This is a genomic window from Streptomyces sp. NPDC002276 (genome assembly GCF_053891435.1).
In genome coordinates this window covers 171444-187872 of the sequence record NZ_JBSFCQ010000014.1, presented here as the reverse complement: position 1 = coordinate 187872, position 16429 = coordinate 171444, and the positions used below count along the sequence as shown (strand labels likewise).

The window sequence follows — 16429 nt, the reverse complement described above, 5'->3', positions numbered from 1 at the left end:
GGTTCAGTCGGTGGCCCGGCGGGCGCGTTCGGTGAGGCGGCCCATCCGGGCGCGGGCGGACTCCAGTTGCTCGATGTCCTCGACGGCGGGACCGTCCTCGTTGGCGAGTTCGGTCCACAGGTCGATCAGAGCGCGGCCGAGGGACAGGCCCTGCCCGGGGTCGCGTACGGCACGCCAGGCGGTGGCCGCGCTCTGGACGCTGCCGTAGGCGCCCTCCGCGTCGTGGGCGCGGTGGCGGATGTGGGCGAGGTCGAGGGAGAGGTGGAAGGAGCGGACCGGGTCACCGGCCAAGTAGGCGATGTAGGCGGTGAGTTCGCGCAGCCGCAGTACTTCGGAGTGGTCGGGCCCGAGGGCGCCGGCGGCCTCGTCCACGGTCCGTTCCGCGAGCCCCGCCGCCTCCTCGATGCGTCCCGCCTTCACGGCCTCGTTGATCCGCGCCATCGGCTCCGCGAGAAACGCGACGCCCTCTCCGGCGGTCACCATCGGATCGTCCCCAAGCACGGCCTCGGCCACCGCGTCGAACCCACGGGCGGGCGTCGGCTTGGGATCCGGCTCGGGGGCGGTGAGCACCAGGTCGGGGATCGGGGCGGGAGTGGGGGTGGGGGCGGGTGCGGATACTGGCGCGAGGCTGGGACTGGGGCTAGGACTGGGTGCGGACGTAGCGATGGCCCCCGGTGGCGCGTCCATGCTCGGTGGCGGGCCGAACTGCCCCGTCGGGGCCTGGACCGAGCCGAGCGGTGTGCCGGTCTGTGACGCCGACTCCGGTACGGCGGACAACGGGAACGTCGGCGCCGTCTCCCCCGCCGACTCGGGCACCGCCCGCAACGGGAAGGTCGGGACCACCTGCCCCGCCGCCCCTCCCTCGCGCTCGGACACCGGCACCGCCCGCAGCCGATGCGTCACCGGGTCACCGCCCGGCCGACGGTCCTCAGGAACCGCGGGCGGGAGCGCGAGTGGGAGTGCGGGCGGAAGCGCACGCGGAGACGCGGGCGGAAGCGCGGGCTGCTGCGGCGGCGGTGGCGGAAAGCCGACCGGAGCCCCCGCACCCGAGGGCGCCGCCCCGATCTCGCCCACCCCCGCCGCGCCCCCCGTCGCCCGCGGCTCCGCCGTGAAGTGCGTGGAGCCGTCGAGGTCTATCTGGAGGGGGACGACATAACCGATGCGGTCGTCGTGGATCGTGGCGTGGACGGGGTGGCCGGTGGCCGTGGCGATGCGGTGGAGGTGGGTCAGGACGACCTGCTGGATCTCCTCGCCGGGAGGCACGGTGACCGGCACTCCGCCGATCGACGCGCCGCCCGCGCCCGGGCCGTCCACGGGGACGCGTACCTCGAAGGGTGACGCCGCGGGTGCCGAGCGTGCCGCTCGCTTCTGTTCCCGCTTCTTCTCGCGGCTGAGTCGAGACATCGGTTCCCTCACTCGCATGCGCCGGGGAGCCGGCCGGCGCTCCCCAGCGTCAAGATCCGTTCGTACGCGTACTGTTGAGTCTCGCCGTTCCCTTCCGGTTCTCAGGTCACCGCGACGTCACAGCCTCGTCCCAGGAGTCCCCGGACCCGTCGCGCCCGTTCGGAGGCCGTGAGGATCCGGCGGGGGCCACGAGGGAGGAGCTCGGTCATGCAGACAGGTGGACGGCGAGGGCCGGAGATCTGGCTCCGCGGACCGGTGGACGACGGTCCACGCACGGGCACACCTGCGGCACCCGAGCGCGCCTCCAGTATCCCCGCCACCCCTGCCCCCGTCTCCCCTGTCCCCGTCTCCCCGCGCCGCTTCTCCTGGGTCGCCACCCACGGCGGCGCCGGCGTCACCACCCTCACCACGGTCTACGGCGGCCAGGACTGCGGACGCGACTGGCCCGGGCCCGAGGACCCGCCGTCGGTGCTGTTCGTCGCCCGTACGCACGCAGCCGGGCTGGCGTCCGTCTCGCGGGCCGTGGAGATGTTCCGGCGCGGTGCGGCGCCGGCCGGTCTCGACCTCGACGCGGTGGTCCTCGTCGCGGACGCGCCGGGGCGGCTGCCGCGCCAGCTGGCCGCGCACGTCAGGGCGATCGAGTCGGTGATCGACGTGTACCGGGTGCCCTGGGTGCAGGCCTGGCGGCTCGGCGACCTGAGCGGTGAGCCGCCCCGCGAGACCGAGGCCCTCGTCCGGCTCACGGGGGCGGACCGACCCCAGCACCCACACCCGCGCCCGCACTCGCACTCACACCCGCATCCCCACCCCATGGACAAGTAATTGCGCGCGCATATAATGCAGACGGCTATAACAATCGTGCGCCGACTATCTCTGGGGGACCCATGACCCGCCGTTTCCTCTTCGTCCTGGGCAGCGCCCGCACCGACGGCAACACCGAGCTGCTCGCCCGCCGGGCCGCCGAACAACTGCCCCCGGACGTCGAGCAGGAGTGGATACGCCTCGCCGAGCACCCGCTCCCCGACTTCGTGGACATCCGGCACGACGGCGTGGTCCACGCGCCCAGCGACGACACCGTCAGGCGGCTCCTCGACGCCACCCTCGCCGCGACCGACGTCGTGATCGCCTCGCCGGTCTACTGGTACTCCGTGTCCGGCCTCACCAAGCGCTACCTGGACTACTGGTCCGACTGGCTGCGCGTCCCCGGCGCCGACTTCAAGGCGACGATGGCCGGCCGCACCCTCTGGGGCGTCTCCGTCCTCGCCGAGGAGGAAGAGGTGGTCGCCGATCCGCTGGTCGGCACGCTCAACAACTCGGCCGCGTACATGAAGATGCGCTTCGGCGGGGTCCTGCTGGGCAACGGCAGCGCCCGCGGCGACGTACTGAAGGACGAGCGGGCGCTGTCCCGCGCGAAGACGTTCTTCGCACAGGACGCGGCCCTCGCACGCTTCCCGCACGAGACCGAGAGCTGACCCGGCCCCACGTCGTGACGCCCTACGCCGTGCTGCCCTACGCCGTGATGTCCTTCGCCGTGAACCTCGCCCAGGCCGCCGAGCCGAACACCGCCGCGTAGAGGACCTGGAGGCCGAGGTTCTTCACGAGGTCGTCCCAGTAGACCGGGTCGCGCATGAGGTCGGCGAAGGACAGCCAGTAGTGGGAGAAGAAGTACGGCTGGAGCGCGTGCAGTTGGGGGATCTGGTCGAGGATCTGGACGGTGATCAGCAGGCCCACGGTCGTCGCCATCGCCGCGATGCCGCTGCTCGTCATCGTCGAGATGAAGAGCCCCAGGGCCGCTATGCCGATGAGGGAGGCGGCGACCACCAGCGCGATCAGCAACGCCCGGCCGAGGCCGTCCGCGAAACTGATCTGGGTGCCGGAGATCGTCGTCAGGTCGCCGAGTGGGAAGAGCAGCGCCCCGACCGTAAGCGCCGAGAGCGCCACCACGAGCGTGGCGACCACGCAGAACGTCATCACCGTCGCGTACTTGGTGAGCAGCAGTCGGGTGCGGCCCGCCGGGGCCACCAGGAGGTAGCGCAGGGTGCCGCCGCTGGCCTCGCCCGCGATCGCGTCGCCCGCGACGACCCCGATCGCCATGGGCAGGAAGAACGGGAGGGTCGCGGCCAAGGCGGTGAACACCAGGAACAGGCCGTTGTTGGTGATCTGGGCGATGAACGCCGGTCCTCCCCCGCCGTCCCCGCGGCCGGGCCCGGACCCGTCCTGGGTCTCCAGTTTGACCGCGATGCCGACCAGGATCGGTACGGCGGCCAGGACGCCGAGCAGCGCGAGCGTGCGCCAGCGCCGGAACGTCGTCACCAGCTCGCTGCGCAGCAGTCCGAAGGTCCACACCAGGCGCGGCGCCCGTACGGCGAGGTCAGCCTGCGACATCGAAGCCCTCCCCCGTGAGCGCCACGAACGCGTCCTCCAGGGAGGCGCGTTCGACGCCGAAGCCGCGGACGCGGACCCCGGCGGTCACCAACGCCTTGTTCACCTCGGCCAGTTCACGGTCCGGCGGCTCGGCCGTCACCCGCTCCTCGGCCACGACCACGTCCGCCAGCCCCTGTTCCTTCAGCACGCGTGCCGCGTCGCCGGTGTCGGGCGTCGCGACGAACAGCCGACCCCGCGTCCCCGCCGCCAGCTCGGTCACCGAGCCCTGGGTGATCAGTCTGCCCTGGGCCATGACCGCCGCGTGGGTGCAGACCTGCTCGATCTCGTCCAGGAGGTGGGAGGAGAGGAAGACCGTCGTGCCGTCGGACGCCAACTCCCGGATCAGGGAACGGATTTCGCGCATGCCCTGCGGGTCGAGGCCGTTGGTCGGCTCGTCCAGGACGAGCAGCTTGCGGGGCTGGAGCAGTGCGGAGGCGAGGCCGAGGCGCTGCTTCATGCCCAGGGAGTAGGCCTTGGCCTTCTTGCCGGAGGCCGCGGTCAGGCCGACCCGGTCGAGGGCGGCGGCGACGCGGGTCCGCCGGGTGCGCGGGTCGGCGGTCGGGTCGGCGGCGTCGTAGCGCAGGAGGTTGTCGCGGCCGGAGAGGAAGCCGTAGAGGGCGGGGCCCTCGATCAGGGCGCCGACCTGCGGCAGGACCGTGCGGACGGATCTCGGCATGGGGCGGCCGAGGACGCGGGCCGTGCCGGAGGTGGGTTCGATCAGGCCCATCAGCATGCGGATGGTGGTGGTCTTGCCGGAGCCGTTGGGACCGAGGAAGCCGAAGACGCTGCCCACCGGGACGGTCAGGTCGAGACCGTCGACGGCGAGCTGTCCGCCGCGGAAGCGCTTGGTGAGGCCGCGGGTGGCGATGATGCCGTCACCCGCGTCCACCACCTGCCGTGATTCCGTCTCCGCAGCGGACGGTTCGTCCATCGGCTCCCTCAATTCCCGTGCTCCACAAGGTACTTGCTTACTTCGCCGCGTCGGCCGCCTTCACCAGCGCGCTCTTGGTGACCGCGCCGACGTAGACCTTGCCGTCGTCGGTGACCAGGGCGTTGATCAGCCGGGTCGAGTAGACCGTGCCCGAACCGAACGAGCCCTTCACCTGGTCGCCGAGCGAGCTGAGGAAGCCGCCGAGGTCGCCGCCGCCGGACGAGGAACCGCCGGTCGGGATGCCCTGGCCGCCGGTCTCGAAGACGGCGATGGAGTTCCAGCCCTTGCCGAGGACCGTCGGGTCGTCGGAGCCCTTGCCGAGGCCCTTGCCGGACGGGGCGGAGTGCTCCGGAGCCGGGACGGCCTTCTCGGTGCTGTCCTCCGTGGTGACCTTGGCGCCCTTGGGCACCTTGAAGTCGAAGGTGGAGGCGGCCGGCTTGGCGAGGCTGAGCTGGGTGAAGCCGACGTCCACGACGGCCGCGCCGCCGCTCGCCGGGGTGAGCGTGAACTTGAGCGGCAGGCCGGTCTTCGCGTCCACCGCGATGCTGATGGTGCCGACCGTCGTGCCGGACTGCTTGGGCTTGATCAGCAGCTTGTAGGCGTCGCGGCCCGCGACGTGCTCGGTGCCGTCGACGGTGACCGAGGTGGTGTCGTCGACCGACTTCAGCGCCTCGTCGGTGAGGCCCTTGGGCGTGGCCCGGGTCTCGTCGCTCTTGGACGTGTCGGCGGCGGTCGTGGCGTGGTAGACCTCGTTCGACTGGCTGTCGTAGCCCCAGACGTCCTTGCCGTTGTGGATGAGGCTGTACTCCGCCGCGTTCTCCAGGAGGGAGACCTTCTGCTTGTCGGGGCCGTCGGCCGCGACGCGCAGGGTGTGGCTGCCGGAGGCCAGCTCGGTGAGCTTGGCGCTCGGGTCGGCGGAGGAGCCGTCGCCGGACTTGGTGGCGCCGGACAGCATGCCGCTCTCCAGGCCGCCGAGGTCGGGCAGGCCCAGGTCCGTGCTGATCTTGACCGTGCCGGACAGCTGCTGGACGTCCGACTTGGCGACCTTGTCGAGGAGCTGCTGTGCGGTGATCTTCGGGAGATTCGGGTCGCCGGAGTCGGCCAGCGCCGGGACCAGCCCGATCGTCGCCGCCGCGACCCCCACCACGGTGACCGGGACGATGTACCGCGCCGCCCTGCGCCGCCCGGACCGGAGCTCGTCGCGCTCTCCGGTGTCCGTGCTGTCGTCGGTTTCGTACGGTGCCATGTCTGCCTTACCTCCGTCGTCGGCGGCGGCCGGTCCGTCTTCTGCGTGTCCCACCCTGCGCCGCCATTCTCACCCGAATCGGTGAGGAGTGGTGATTTCCGTGTTCTCCATCTGACCAAATCCGCGAGGAACAAGCGTCAGACCGGGGAGCCAACTCCGCGTACGTCTGGGGTATGACACACGGAGGCGGCGCCTCCTCGAACCCCTAGGGGGAAGGCGCCGCCCGCACAGGGCAGTTGACCGGTATCGAGCAGAAACCGCACCGAATCCGTACATATGGGTGGCAGCACACCGCATCGACCGAAGGGGTCGCCATGCACGCCACCCAGCACCTCACCGGATACGCGGCCACGGGCGCCGCGATCCTCGCGCTCGCACTCGCCGGATGCGGAAGCAGCGGCAGCGGCAGCAGTGGAAACGGCGGCTCGGCCGGCGCTCCGGCCGCCGCCGTCACCACGTCGACGACCCTCATGACCGCCAAGGTCGGCAAGGTGGGGACCGTCGTGACCGACGGCAAGGGGTACGTCCTCTACCGCTTCGACGCCGACTCGGTCCACCCGACGAAGGTCACCTGCTACGGCACCTGCGCCGTGGTCTGGCCCGCGGCGACCGTCAAGGGCTCCGTGACCGCGAAGGGCTCCGTGACCGTCAAGGGCATCGACAAGAAGCTCGTCTCGACGGTCAAGCGCTCGGACGGGACCTCACAGCTCACCCTGGCCGGCTGGCCCTTGTACCGGTACGCCGACGACCACAAGCCCAAGGAGGCCCACGGTCAGGGCGTGGACGGCACGTGGTGGGCGGTGACGCCCACCGGAGCGAAGGCCACGTCAGCCACCACCTCCGGCAGCACAGGAAACAACACGGGAGGCGGTGGCTACTGAACGGGCTCAGCCCGCCCGGTGCACCACCGCGTCGCACATCTCCAGGAGGGCGACCTTGGCGTCGCACTCGGGGAGCGGGGCGAGGGCCGCGCGGGCGTCCTCCGCGTAGCGGACGGTGTCGCGGCGGGCCTGCTCCAGGGCCGGGTGGTCGCGGAGCCGGGAGATGGCCTCGGCGAGGCGGTCGTCGTCCGTGAGGTCGGAGTCGAGCAGTTCGCACAGGGCGATGTCCTCGGCGAGCCCGAGGCGGTCCGCCCGCTCCCGGAGCCGTAGCACCGGCAGGGTGGGGATGCCCTCGCGCAGGTCCGTGCCGGGGGTCTTGCCGGACTCGTGGCCGTCGGAGGCGATGTCCAGGACGTCGTCGGCGAGCTGGAAGGCGACGCCGAGCCGCTCGCCGTACTGGGTGAGGACGTCGACGACGGTCTCGTCGCAGCCGGACATCATCGCGCCGAAGCGGCAGGCGACCGCGACCAGGGAGCCGGTCTTGCCGCCGAGCACGTCGAGGTAGTGCTCGACCGGGTCGCGCCCGTCGGAGGGCCCCGCGGTCTCCAGGATCTGGCCGGTGACCAGCCGTTCGAACGCCTCGGCCTGCACGCGCACCGCCTCGGGCCCGAGGTCGGCCAGGGTGTGCGACGCGCGCGCGAAGAGGAAGTCGCCGGTGAGGACCGCGACCGAGTTGCCCCAGCGGGTGTTGGCGCTCTCCACCCCGCGCCGTACGCCCGCCTCGTCCATCACGTCGTCGTGGTAGAGCGTGGCGAGGTGGGTCAGTTCGACGACGACGGCCGAGGGCACGACACCCGGCGCGTAGGGATCGCCGAACTGTGCGGCGAGCATCACGAGGAGCGGCCTGAACCGCTTCCCGCCCGCGCGCACGAGATGCTGGGCGGCCTCCGTGATGAAGGGCACCTCGCTCTTGGTAGCTTCGAGCAGACCCTCCTCGACTGCCGCCATTCCGGCCTGGACATCGGCTTCCAGAGCCTGGTCCCGCACGCTCAGCCCGAACGGCCCGACGACGGTCACGAGGGGTCTCCTGTCTGCTGGTGTCCCTGGGCGGTCACACGGATTGTCGATAGGTCGCTGCCTTCACTCAAGTCAGCGTATCCGGTCGGCTTTCGATCACAGGTGCCACCCACCACAGTGCAGGCCGGGCGGTATCGGATCACGACCGGTATGTTTTTGATCACCTGATAAGAACGGATAACTATCTATTTAGGTGGAAGCCGCGGATGGCGTCCCGAACCGCACTCGAAGCCGAGCCCGCCGACCAGCCGCCCCCCGAGGACGACACCGCCTTCCTCGGGCAGCCCAAGGGCCTGCTCACGCTCTCCGGTCTTGAGGTCTGGGAGCGTTTCTCGTTCCTGGGCATGCAGGCCATCCTCGTCCTCTACTTCGCGGATACCGTCGCGCACGGCGGCATGGGCATGTCGTCCGGAACGGCCGCATCCGTATCCGCAGCCTACGGAACCCTGGTCTATCTCGTCTCGGTCGCGGGCGGCTGGCTCGCCGACCGCATCCTCGGCTCGTACCGCGCGGTGCTGTGGGGCGGGATCCTGATCGCCTGCGGGCACTACGCGATGGCGGTCCCCACGGGCACGATGACCTGGGTGGGCCTCGGCCTGATCAGCGCCGGTACCGGCCTGCTCAAACCCAACGTGGCCACCATGGTCGGCAAGCTCTACCGCACCGACGACGACCGCCGGGACGCCGGTTCGGCTCGGTGTCCGGTTCGGTCGGTTCGGTCGGTCCGGTGGTGGGGTTGGTTGGTTTCGCGCTCTACTACGTGACTCCTCCACCCCCTGAAGAGGGTGGCTTCTCGCTATGCCGGTTGGGCTTCGCGACGGACCAGCCCGGCCCGTAGAACGTTGATCGCTCCCACCGTGTCCGCATGCGCGTGATGGCCGCACGAGACGCAGTGGAACTTCTCCTGAGTGGGCCGGTTCTCCTTGGCGGTGTGCCCGCATTGGGGGCACCGCCGGGAGGTGTTGCGGGGGTCCACGGCGATCACTTCCCGTCCGGCGTTTTCAGCCTTGGCGTGCAGGATCGTCAGGAACACCCCCCAACCGGCATCGGTGATCGAGCGGTTGAGCCCGGCCTTCGCCGCCGCCCCGTTGGGCAGGAACGCACCCGGCCGGTCGGGATCGGGCTTCGGCGCGGGAGCCTTGCTCATGTAGGAGACCCTCCGCTGGTGGGACCACTGGCTGAAGGGCGAGGACACAGGCGTGACGGCCGACCCACTCCTGCGCGCCTACGTCAGCGACTCGCATCCTCCGGCCACGGTCTACGACACCCTGCCGGGCCGTTGGGTCGGCGAGCCCGCGTGGCCCTCGCCGCACGTGAAGACGACGACGTACGGCCTCCGGGGCGCGCCCGTGATCGTCCGCTCTCCCATGCACACCGGGGTGGACGCAGGCCGTTTCTTCCCCTTCGGGAACGACGCCGATCTGCCGCCGGACCAGCGGGACGAGGACGCGCGGTCGGCGTGCTTCGAGTTCGAGGTGCCGGCCGAGACGTGGGTGCTGGGGCGGCCGAGGGTGCGGCTGCGGCTGACGAGTGGGGTGGAGCGCGGGCAAGTGACCGCGCGGCTGTGCGATGTCGCCCCGGACGGTTCCTCGACGCTGGTCACCCGGGGTGTGCTGAATCTGTCGGCGCGGTTCGGGCGAGACCGGGCGGTGCCCTGGACGCCGGGTGCCACGGAGGACGTGACCTTCGAGCTGAACGGGATCGGGCACGCGTTCCCGCCGGGGCATCGGATCCGGCTCGCGGTGTCGTCGGCGTACTGGCCGTGGATCTGGCCGCAGCCGGAGTCGGCGGCGGGGTTCACGCTGGACCCGGAGGGGAGTGCGATGGAACTCCCGGTTCGGGAGCAGGAGTTGGGGCCTGTTATTCGCTTCGACGAGCCCGAGGAGGCCGCGCCGATCGGGGTCAACTACCCCGCCACGCTGGACGAGCCGCGGCCCGAGCGGCTGGTCGTACGGGATGTGGCGAAGGGCGAGTGGCGGCTGGAGGTGGACCCCCGGTACGGGGGGCACGCGGGTGTATCCGGACGGGCTTGAGTTCACCGAGGACGCGCTGGAGACGTACACGATCGACGAGGCGGAACCGTTGTCCGCCCGTACGCGGTCCGACTGGACGATCCGGCTGCATCGGCCGGAGCTGGGATGGGACACGACCGTGCGCACGCGGTCGGAGATTACTTGCGACGAAACGGACTTTATTACCTCGAATGAGGTGATCTGCACCGAGGGCGGCGAAGTGATCTTTCACCGCACTTGGGAGAAAAGGATTCCGAGAACTGCCAGTTGAGGGCGAATGCCCGATTTGCCGTTCTTAATCCTGCCGTGAGTTGGGTCACGCGTTTCTGTGCGTGACCTGTGGTCCCGTGTGTTCGCGTTTCCCCTTGTGGCGATTGACAGTTGAACCTTGGCTTACGCAAAGGATCAAGTGCCCCATACGCCTCAGATCAAGGTCAATAGGGGTTAGGTGTGATTCCGCCACTTGTTCCGGACATGTGCTCTCGCATAGTTTCCGGGCCTGTCGAGCGGAACGCCGAATCCTGCCGCCGCCCGGCATCCCAGTCACGAACTTCTCGCACGGCAGGAGCGGGGGACCCAGGTAAGTCGCCGGACCGGTCAGCACGACCGGGACGGCTTGGGGTTAAGTCACGTCCGTGAGGGCGTGGCCGGGCACCTCCCAGCCCGAACCCGACAGCTCACCTCGCAGGCGACGGAGAGGAACCTCGTCATGCCTGCATCCGCTCAGTCCCGCCGCGCCCGCCTTGTCCGCCGTGTCGTTGTCGCCGGTACCGGTGTCGCGATCCTCGCGCTGCCCGTCGTCGGGGCGACCACCGCGTCCGCGGCCACCACCGCCTCGACCACCGCCGCCGGGTACCCCAACACCCTTGACGGGTGGATCCGCGAGTCGCTCGCGATCATGGCGCAGAAGGGGATTCCGGGGACGTACAACGGGATCTACCGGAACGTGATCCGTGAGTCGTCCGGCAACCCGTACGCGATCAACAACTGGGACTCCAACGCGGCGGCGGGTACGCCGTCGAAGGGGCTGCTCCAGGTGATCGACCCGACGTTCAACGCGTATCACGTTGCCGGGACTGCGTTTGATCCTTATGACCCGGTTGCGAACATCACGGCTGCGTGCAATTACGCTGCGGCGGTTTATGGGTCGATCGACAACGTTTACGGGGCTTACTAGAAACGTGGACCAGCCATGACGGGTTGTGTTTTGAGTGGCACCGCCGTCGTGGCTGGTCGCGCCCGCGCGGCGGAGCCGCAAATTGACACAGCCCCGCGCCCCTGAAGACCTTCAGCTGAAGAGTCTTTCAAGTACCAGCGCGATGCCGTCGTTCTCGTTCGACAGCGTTACCTCATCGGCTACTGCCTTCAACTCCGGGTGGGCGTTGGCCATCGCCACTCCATGTGCTGCCCAGTCGAACATCGGGATGTCGTTCGGCATGTCGCCGAAGGCAATGGTGTCGGACGGGGTCAGGCCCAAGTGGTGGGCCGCCAGGGCGAGGCCCGTCGCCTTGGTGATGCCGAGTGGCTGGAGTTCGACGGTGCCGGGGCCGGACATGGTGACCGAGGCCAGGGAACCGACCACCGAGCGCGCCGTGGACGCCAACTCGTCGTCCTCCAGGGCCGGGTGACGGAGCAACACCTTGCTGATCGGTTCGCACCACAGGTCGTCGCGCTTCCCCACACGCACCGCGGGGAGCGTGGGGTGGGGCATCAGGTAGCCGGGCTCGATGAGCGTGAGGCCGTCCACTCCGTCCTGGTCGACCGCCGCGTAGACCTGGCCCACTTCCGCCTCGATCTTGCCGAGCGCGGTCTCCGCCAGCTCACGGTCCAGGGTGACCGACCAGAGCAGACGGTCCGCACCGGCGTCGTACAACTGGGCGCCCTGTCCGCACACCGCGAGCCCCCTGCTGCCGAGGTCTTCGAGGAGCGGGCGCACTCTCGGGGCGGGCCTGCCGGTGACGACCAGGTGCCGGGCGCCGGCCGCCGCCGCCCTCGCGAGTGCGTTGCGGGACCGGTCGGAGAGTGTGTCGTCGCCGCGCAGCAGCGTTCCGTCCAGGTCGGTGGCGATCAGTGCATATGCGAGGGGTGCGGCCATGATCAGAGAATACGGATGGAACGCCCCACCGACTCGACACGAACCGGACGGCTGCTGCCTTCACATCCGTTGACCCGAGTTCCGGTTGGTTTGACAGTTACGGCGGTTATGCCGACTCCCGGATCACCAGTTCGGTGGGCAGGATCACGCCCGCCGTGTCCTCGCCGGCGATCTGCGCGAGCAGCATGCGGACCATCTCGGCGCTGATGCGGTCGTAGGGCTGGCGCATGGTCGTGAGGGCGGGGGTGATCGCCGTGGCCGCCGCCGAGTCGTCGAAGCCTCCGACAGCGATGTCATCCGGGACCGAACGGCCGGATTGCTGAAGGGTGTTGACGACTCCCAGGGCCATGAGGTCGGAGGCTACGAACACCGCGTCTATGTCGGGGGCCTGGGCGAGGAGGCGCCGCGCCGCTTCCTCGCCGCCCGTGCGGCGGTAGTCGCCCTCGACCACGAGGGTCGGGTCGTGGGGCAGCCCCGCTTCGGTGAGGACGTCGCGGTAGCCGGCCAGGCGGTCGGGGCCGCCCGGTGCGTCGAGCGGGCCGGTGACCATGGCGATGCGGCGGCGGCCCCGTGCGATGAGGTGACGGACCATCTCCTGGGCGCCGTCCCGGTCGGCCGCTGCCACGTAGCTGTATTTGGAGGCCGTGCCCAGGGGTTTGCCGCAGGCCACCAACGGGATGCCGGCGTCGCGGAGTTCGGCCGCCACCGGGTCGCCGCTGTGGTTGGAGACGAGGAGGACGCCGTCCACGTGGCCCGAGGTGATGTAGCGGGTGAGGCGGCGGCGGTCGTCCCGGGAGGAGGCCAGCATCAGGAGCAGCGGGATGTCGTGGCGGGCCAGGTGTTCGGTGCAACCCCGCAGCAGGACATTGAAGTTGGGGTCCTCGAAGAACTTCTCCTGCGGTTCGGTGAGGAGGAACGCCACCGAGTCCGACCGTCCGGTGCTCAGGGAGCGGGCGTGCCGGTTGACGACGTAGCCCGTCTTCCTGATCGCCGTCTCCACGGCGGTGCGGGCGGCCGGTGAGACGTAGTGGCCGCCGTTGAGGAAGCGGGAGACGGTCCCCCGGGAGACGCCTGCCTCCCGGGCCACGTCGTGGATGGTGGGCGGTTTACGGCGTCCGTTCGGACTGGTGGTCATGGTCCTCGTTCTGCCGGTTCAGTGCGGTGGGGGGAGGTACTCGCTACATGCTTCTCACGCCTTGACCGAGCCGCTCAGCAGGTCCAGGGACCAGAACCGCTGGATCACCAGGAAGAGCGCGATCAGCGGCAGGATCGCGAGGAAGCAGCCCATGATGACCAGCGTGTAGAGCGCCGGTTGGGAGGCGCCCTGGGCCAGCAGGGTGTAAAGGCCCAGCGTGAGCGGGAACTTGGTGTCGTCCGCGAGCATCACGTACGGCAGCAGGAAGTTGTTCCAGATGGCGACGAACTGGAACAGGAACACCGTGATGAGCCCCGGCATCATCATCGGGACCGCGATCCGCGAGAAGATCCGCCACTCGCTCGCGCCGTCCATGCGGGCCGCTTCGAGGAGTTCGGCGGGCACGGCGGCGGCCGCGTAGATCCGGACGAGGTAGACGCCGTAGGGAGAGAGGATCGACGGCAGGAGCATCGACCAGTACGAGTCGGCCAGGCCCGTCTTGGAGAGGAGCAGGTACTGCGGGACGGTCAGCACGATGCTCGGGACGAGGACGCCGGCCAGCATCAGCTTGAAGATGAACTCCCGTCCCCTGAAGGCGAATCGGCCCAGCGCGTAGCCGCCCGCGGCCGAGACCGCGGCCGACAGCAGGGCGCCGCCGCCCGCGTAGAGGAGGGAGTTGACCATCCACTCCCAGTAGATGCCGTCCCGGTAGGAGCTCAGCTCCTTGAGGTTGTCGAGGAAGCCGGTGCCGGGGGCGAAGGTGAAGGTGGAGAAGAGTTCGCCCTGGCCCTTGCTCGCCGCGATCACCACCCAGGCCACGGGGATCAGGCAGTACAGGGAGCCGAGGATCAGCACCAGGGTCGGAACCCACGCGGTGCGCTTGGGCTTGGTGTCGGCGGCGGTGAGGGTGAGGGGGGTCATGCCCGGTCCTCCCGGGTGTAGCGGTCGGAGACGCGCAGCAGCGTGAAGGAGACCAGGAAGGTCGCCAGGGCCAGGACCACCGCGGTGGCGGAGGCGCCGTAGATGTCCGACCTGAGGAAGGCGGCGTCGTAGATGGCCATCAGCGGACTCCAGGAACTGGAGAGGCCGTTGGTGAGTGGCCTGAGCGCCATGGGCTCGGTGAAGACCTGGAGGGTGGCGATGACCGAGAAGAAGAACGTGAGCACGAGGGAGGGCATCACGATCGGGATCTTGATGCGCAGGGCGATCTTCAGGTCGGAGGCGCCGTCGATGCGGGCGGCCTCGTAGATCTCCTGCGGGATCGACCGCAGGGCCGTGTAGATCACGATCATGTTGAAGCCGGTGCCGCCCCACACCGCGATGTTCGCGAAGGACAGGTACAGGTTGCCGCCGTCGAACAGGTCGGGCTGCGGGAGGTTGAACTCGCGCAGCAGGTAGTAGAAGGGGCTGACCGTCGGGAGGTAGAGGAAGCCCCACATGAGGGCGGCGATGATGCCGGGGACGGCGTACGGCAGGAAGATCGCGAGGCGGGCGAACTTGGCGCTGCGCGCCCGCGGGGTGTCCAGCATCAGCGCGAAGACCAGGGCCAGACCGAGCATCGTGGGGATGACGATCAGGCCGTAGCCGAAGGCGCGCAGGACGCTGTGGCCGAACTCGGAGTCGTTCAGGACGTCGGTGTAGTTGCCGAGGCCGTTCCACACCTGCTGACGGGCGCCCTTGCCGAGGCCGATGCCCTTGACCTGGACCTTGTGGAGACTGAGCCACACCGCGTACCCGATCGGTACGACGGTGAAGGCGGCGAACAGGAGCACGGCCGGTACCAGGAACCAGTACGGCGCGCTGCGGCCACGGCGGCGGATGCGGCGGGGGCGGACGGTGGTGGCGGTGCCGTCCGCCAAGGGCCCGGCCGTCGTGCGGCCGGAGCCCTTGAGCGGAGTGGCGGTCATGCCTCGGTCACCTTGAAGCCCTGCTTCTTCATGTCGGTGAAGGTCGCCGACTGCATGGTGGCGAGCGCGGTGTCGAACTGGGCGGCCTTCTTCGCCTTGGTGGCCTTGCCGAAGGCGTCGCTGAAGGTGTCGTAGGCGACCTGGACGTTCGGGCCCCAGGCGGAGGCGGCCGTGGTGGCGGCGATCTTCGCGGCGGTGTCGTAGAAGTCGGTCTGGTTCGGGAAGAACGCGGGCGGGGTGAGCACCGAGCCGGACTGGCCCTTGGTGGCCGCCGGGTAGATGGCGACCTCCTTGACCAGGGCGGCCAGCGCCTCCGGGTCGGTGTTCAGCCAGGTCGCGAACTTGGCCGCGGCCTCGGCGTGCTTGGAGTCGGTGGAGACACCGGTGGAGGAGCCGCCCCAGCTGCCGGTGACGTCCTCGCCCGCGCTCCACTGCGGCAGCGGGGCCATCCGCCACTTGCCCTTGGTGTCGGGGGCCGAGCTGACCAGCACACCGGGCGCCCACACGGCGGAGACCCAGGCGATGTTGGTGCCCTTGTTCAGCGCGTTGTTCCAAGCCGGCGTGTACATGGGCTGGTTGTCGATCACGCCCTCCTGGACGAGCCCGCCCCAGAAGTCGGAGACCTTCTTCGTCGCCGCGTCGTCGATGCCGACGGTCCACTTGCCGCCGCTCTGCACGGTCCACCACTTGGCACCGGCCTGCTGCGCCAACCCGGCGAACAGACCGGGGTCGTTGGACGAGAACGTCGTCAAGTAGGCGTCCGGAAGTGCCTTCTTGGCGGCGCGGGCGGTCTTGGCGAAGTCGTCCCAGGTGGTGGGGACGGTCAGGTTGTGCTGCTTGAACAGGTCCTCGCGGTAGAAGAACATCAGCGGCCCGGAGTCCTGCGGTATCGCGTACACGGCGTCGGTGCCGAGCGTGACCATGCCCCAAAGGCCTTCGGCGAACTCGGACTTGACGGACTTCGCGTACTTCGAGATGTCGGCGAGCACGTCGTTGGAGACCAGCGTCGGCAGCGACTGGTACTCGACCTGGATCAGGTCGGGGGCGTTGCCCGCCTTCTTCGCGGTGATCAGCTTGGAGAGGATGTCGTGGCCGGCGGCCTGCTTGGACACGGTGACCGTGATGTCCGGGTTCTTCTTGTTCCAGATCGCGGCGACCTTGTCCATGTTCGGCGCCCAGGACCAGTAGGTCAGCTTGACGGGCCCGCTGCTCTTGCCGGAGTCGTCGTCGGAACCGCCGCAGGCGGCGAGGGTGCCGGTGAGGCCGACGGCTGCTGCCCCGGCAAGGATGCCGCGCCTGCTCAACTGGTGGCGGTAGATCGACATGTTCATCTCCCCTGACTGAGTGCGAGCCGGCCTCCGACGTCCCATCGGACGT

14 protein-coding genes, 3 pseudogenes and 1 riboswitch are annotated in these 16429 nt (G+C 69.7%); of the genes and pseudogenes, 6 read left to right on the top strand and 11 right to left on the bottom strand.

All coding sequences use genetic code 11. The annotated features are described in order from the left end of the window. Positions 1-3: 3 nt before the first annotated feature. Complete coding sequence (locus ACWIHT_RS31835; protein WP_456171746.1) at positions 4-1404, bottom strand: tetratricopeptide repeat protein; 1401 nt, start codon at positions 1402-1404, stop codon at positions 4-6. Positions 1405-1611: 207 nt separating this feature from the next. On the opposite strand from ACWIHT_RS31835, the gene ACWIHT_RS31830 reads away from it, so the two are divergent. After that, on the top strand, positions 1612-2226 hold the full coding sequence (locus tag ACWIHT_RS31830) for a DUF6668 family protein (protein ID WP_456171745.1): 615 nt from the start codon (positions 1612-1614) through the stop codon (positions 2224-2226). 62 nt (positions 2227-2288) lie between these two features. Further along, the gene (locus ACWIHT_RS31825; protein WP_456171744.1) at positions 2289-2876 is read left to right on the top strand and encodes a flavodoxin family protein; all 588 of its coding nucleotides are present in this window, start codon (positions 2289-2291) and stop codon (positions 2874-2876) included. A gap of 37 nt (positions 2877-2913) precedes the next feature. Here the strand turns inward: ACWIHT_RS31825 and ACWIHT_RS31820 are convergent, their stop codons facing one another. Genes ACWIHT_RS31820 through ACWIHT_RS31810 form a run of 3 tightly spaced genes read right to left on the bottom strand, consistent with a single transcriptional unit; the run spans position 2914 to position 6005 of the window. Next, a complete protein-coding gene (locus tag ACWIHT_RS31820) occupies positions 2914-3789 on the bottom strand; it encodes an ABC transporter permease (protein WP_456171743.1) in 876 nt (291 codons plus the stop codon). Next, on the bottom strand, positions 3776-4759 hold the full coding sequence (locus ACWIHT_RS31815) for an ABC transporter ATP-binding protein (RefSeq protein WP_456171742.1): 984 nt from the start codon (positions 4757-4759) through the stop codon (positions 3776-3778). The genes ACWIHT_RS31820 and ACWIHT_RS31815 overlap by 14 nt, the downstream gene beginning before the upstream one ends. Positions 4760-4796: 37 nt before the next feature. Further along, on the bottom strand, positions 4797-6005 hold the full coding sequence (locus ACWIHT_RS31810; RefSeq protein WP_456171741.1) for a LolA family protein: 1209 nt from the start codon (positions 6003-6005) through the stop codon (positions 4797-4799). Between the two features lie 314 nt (positions 6006-6319). Here ACWIHT_RS31810 and ACWIHT_RS31805 point away from each other — a divergent pair, with 314 nt between their 5' ends. After that, the gene (locus tag ACWIHT_RS31805; protein WP_456171740.1) at positions 6320-6886 is read left to right on the top strand and encodes a hypothetical protein; all 567 of its coding nucleotides are present in this window, start codon (positions 6320-6322) and stop codon (positions 6884-6886) included. 6 nt (positions 6887-6892) lie between these two features. Here ACWIHT_RS31805 and ACWIHT_RS31800 read toward each other — a convergent pair whose 3' ends face one another. Beyond that, positions 6893-7903, bottom strand: a complete 1011-nt coding sequence (locus tag ACWIHT_RS31800; RefSeq protein WP_456171738.1) for a polyprenyl synthetase family protein — start codon at positions 7901-7903, stop codon at positions 6893-6895. 206 nt (positions 7904-8109) lie between these two features. On the opposite strand from ACWIHT_RS31800, the pseudogene ACWIHT_RS31795 reads away from it, so the two are divergent. Continuing rightward, a pseudogene (locus ACWIHT_RS31795) lies at positions 8110-8598 on the top strand (oligopeptide:H+ symporter); the annotation flags it as partial. Between the two features lie 101 nt (positions 8599-8699). Here ACWIHT_RS31795 and ACWIHT_RS31790 read toward each other — a convergent pair. Further along, positions 8700-9050: pseudogene (locus ACWIHT_RS31790) on the bottom strand (RNA-guided endonuclease InsQ/TnpB family protein); the annotation flags it as partial. 4 nt (positions 9051-9054) lie between these two features. On the opposite strand from ACWIHT_RS31790, the pseudogene ACWIHT_RS31785 reads away from it, so the two are divergent. Next, positions 9055-10186, top strand: a pseudogene (locus ACWIHT_RS31785) (CocE/NonD family hydrolase C-terminal non-catalytic domain-containing protein); the annotation flags it as partial. Between the two features lie 263 nt (positions 10187-10449). After that, positions 10450-10621, top strand: a riboswitch (cyclic di-AMP (ydaO/yuaA leader). Positions 10622-10624: 3 nt separating this feature from the next. Beyond that, entirely contained in the window at positions 10625-11092 is a 468-nt protein-coding gene (locus ACWIHT_RS31780; protein WP_456171737.1) for a transglycosylase SLT domain-containing protein, read from the top strand. 111 nt (positions 11093-11203) lie between these two features. Here the strand turns inward: ACWIHT_RS31780 and ACWIHT_RS31775 are convergent, their stop codons facing one another. The 5 genes from ACWIHT_RS31775 to ACWIHT_RS31755 all read right to left on the bottom strand — a co-directional run bounded on the left by ACWIHT_RS31775 (position 11204) and on the right by ACWIHT_RS31755 (position 16383). Beyond that, on the bottom strand, positions 11204-12010 hold the full coding sequence (locus tag ACWIHT_RS31775; protein ID WP_456171736.1) for an HAD family hydrolase: 807 nt from the start codon (positions 12008-12010) through the stop codon (positions 11204-11206). 106 nt (positions 12011-12116) lie between these two features. Continuing rightward, on the bottom strand, positions 12117-13145 hold the full coding sequence (locus ACWIHT_RS31770) for a LacI family DNA-binding transcriptional regulator (protein WP_456171735.1): 1029 nt from the start codon (positions 13143-13145) through the stop codon (positions 12117-12119). Between the two features lie 54 nt (positions 13146-13199). Next, positions 13200-14066 (bottom strand): carbohydrate ABC transporter permease, encoded by an 867-nt coding sequence (locus ACWIHT_RS31765; RefSeq protein WP_456171734.1) that lies wholly within the window; start codon positions 14064-14066, stop codon positions 13200-13202. Then, positions 14063-15052 carry a carbohydrate ABC transporter permease gene (locus ACWIHT_RS31760; RefSeq protein ID WP_456171733.1) on the bottom strand — a complete coding sequence of 330 codons (990 nt, stop codon included), beginning with the start codon at positions 15050-15052 and terminating at the stop codon, positions 14063-14065. The genes ACWIHT_RS31765 and ACWIHT_RS31760 overlap by 4 nt, the downstream gene beginning before the upstream one ends. Continuing rightward, on the bottom strand, positions 15049-16383 hold the full coding sequence (locus ACWIHT_RS31755) for an ABC transporter substrate-binding protein (RefSeq protein WP_456171732.1): 1335 nt from the start codon (positions 16381-16383) through the stop codon (positions 15049-15051). Before ACWIHT_RS31755 ends, ACWIHT_RS31760 begins: the two co-directional genes overlap by 4 nt. Positions 16384-16429: the final 46 nt, after the last annotated feature.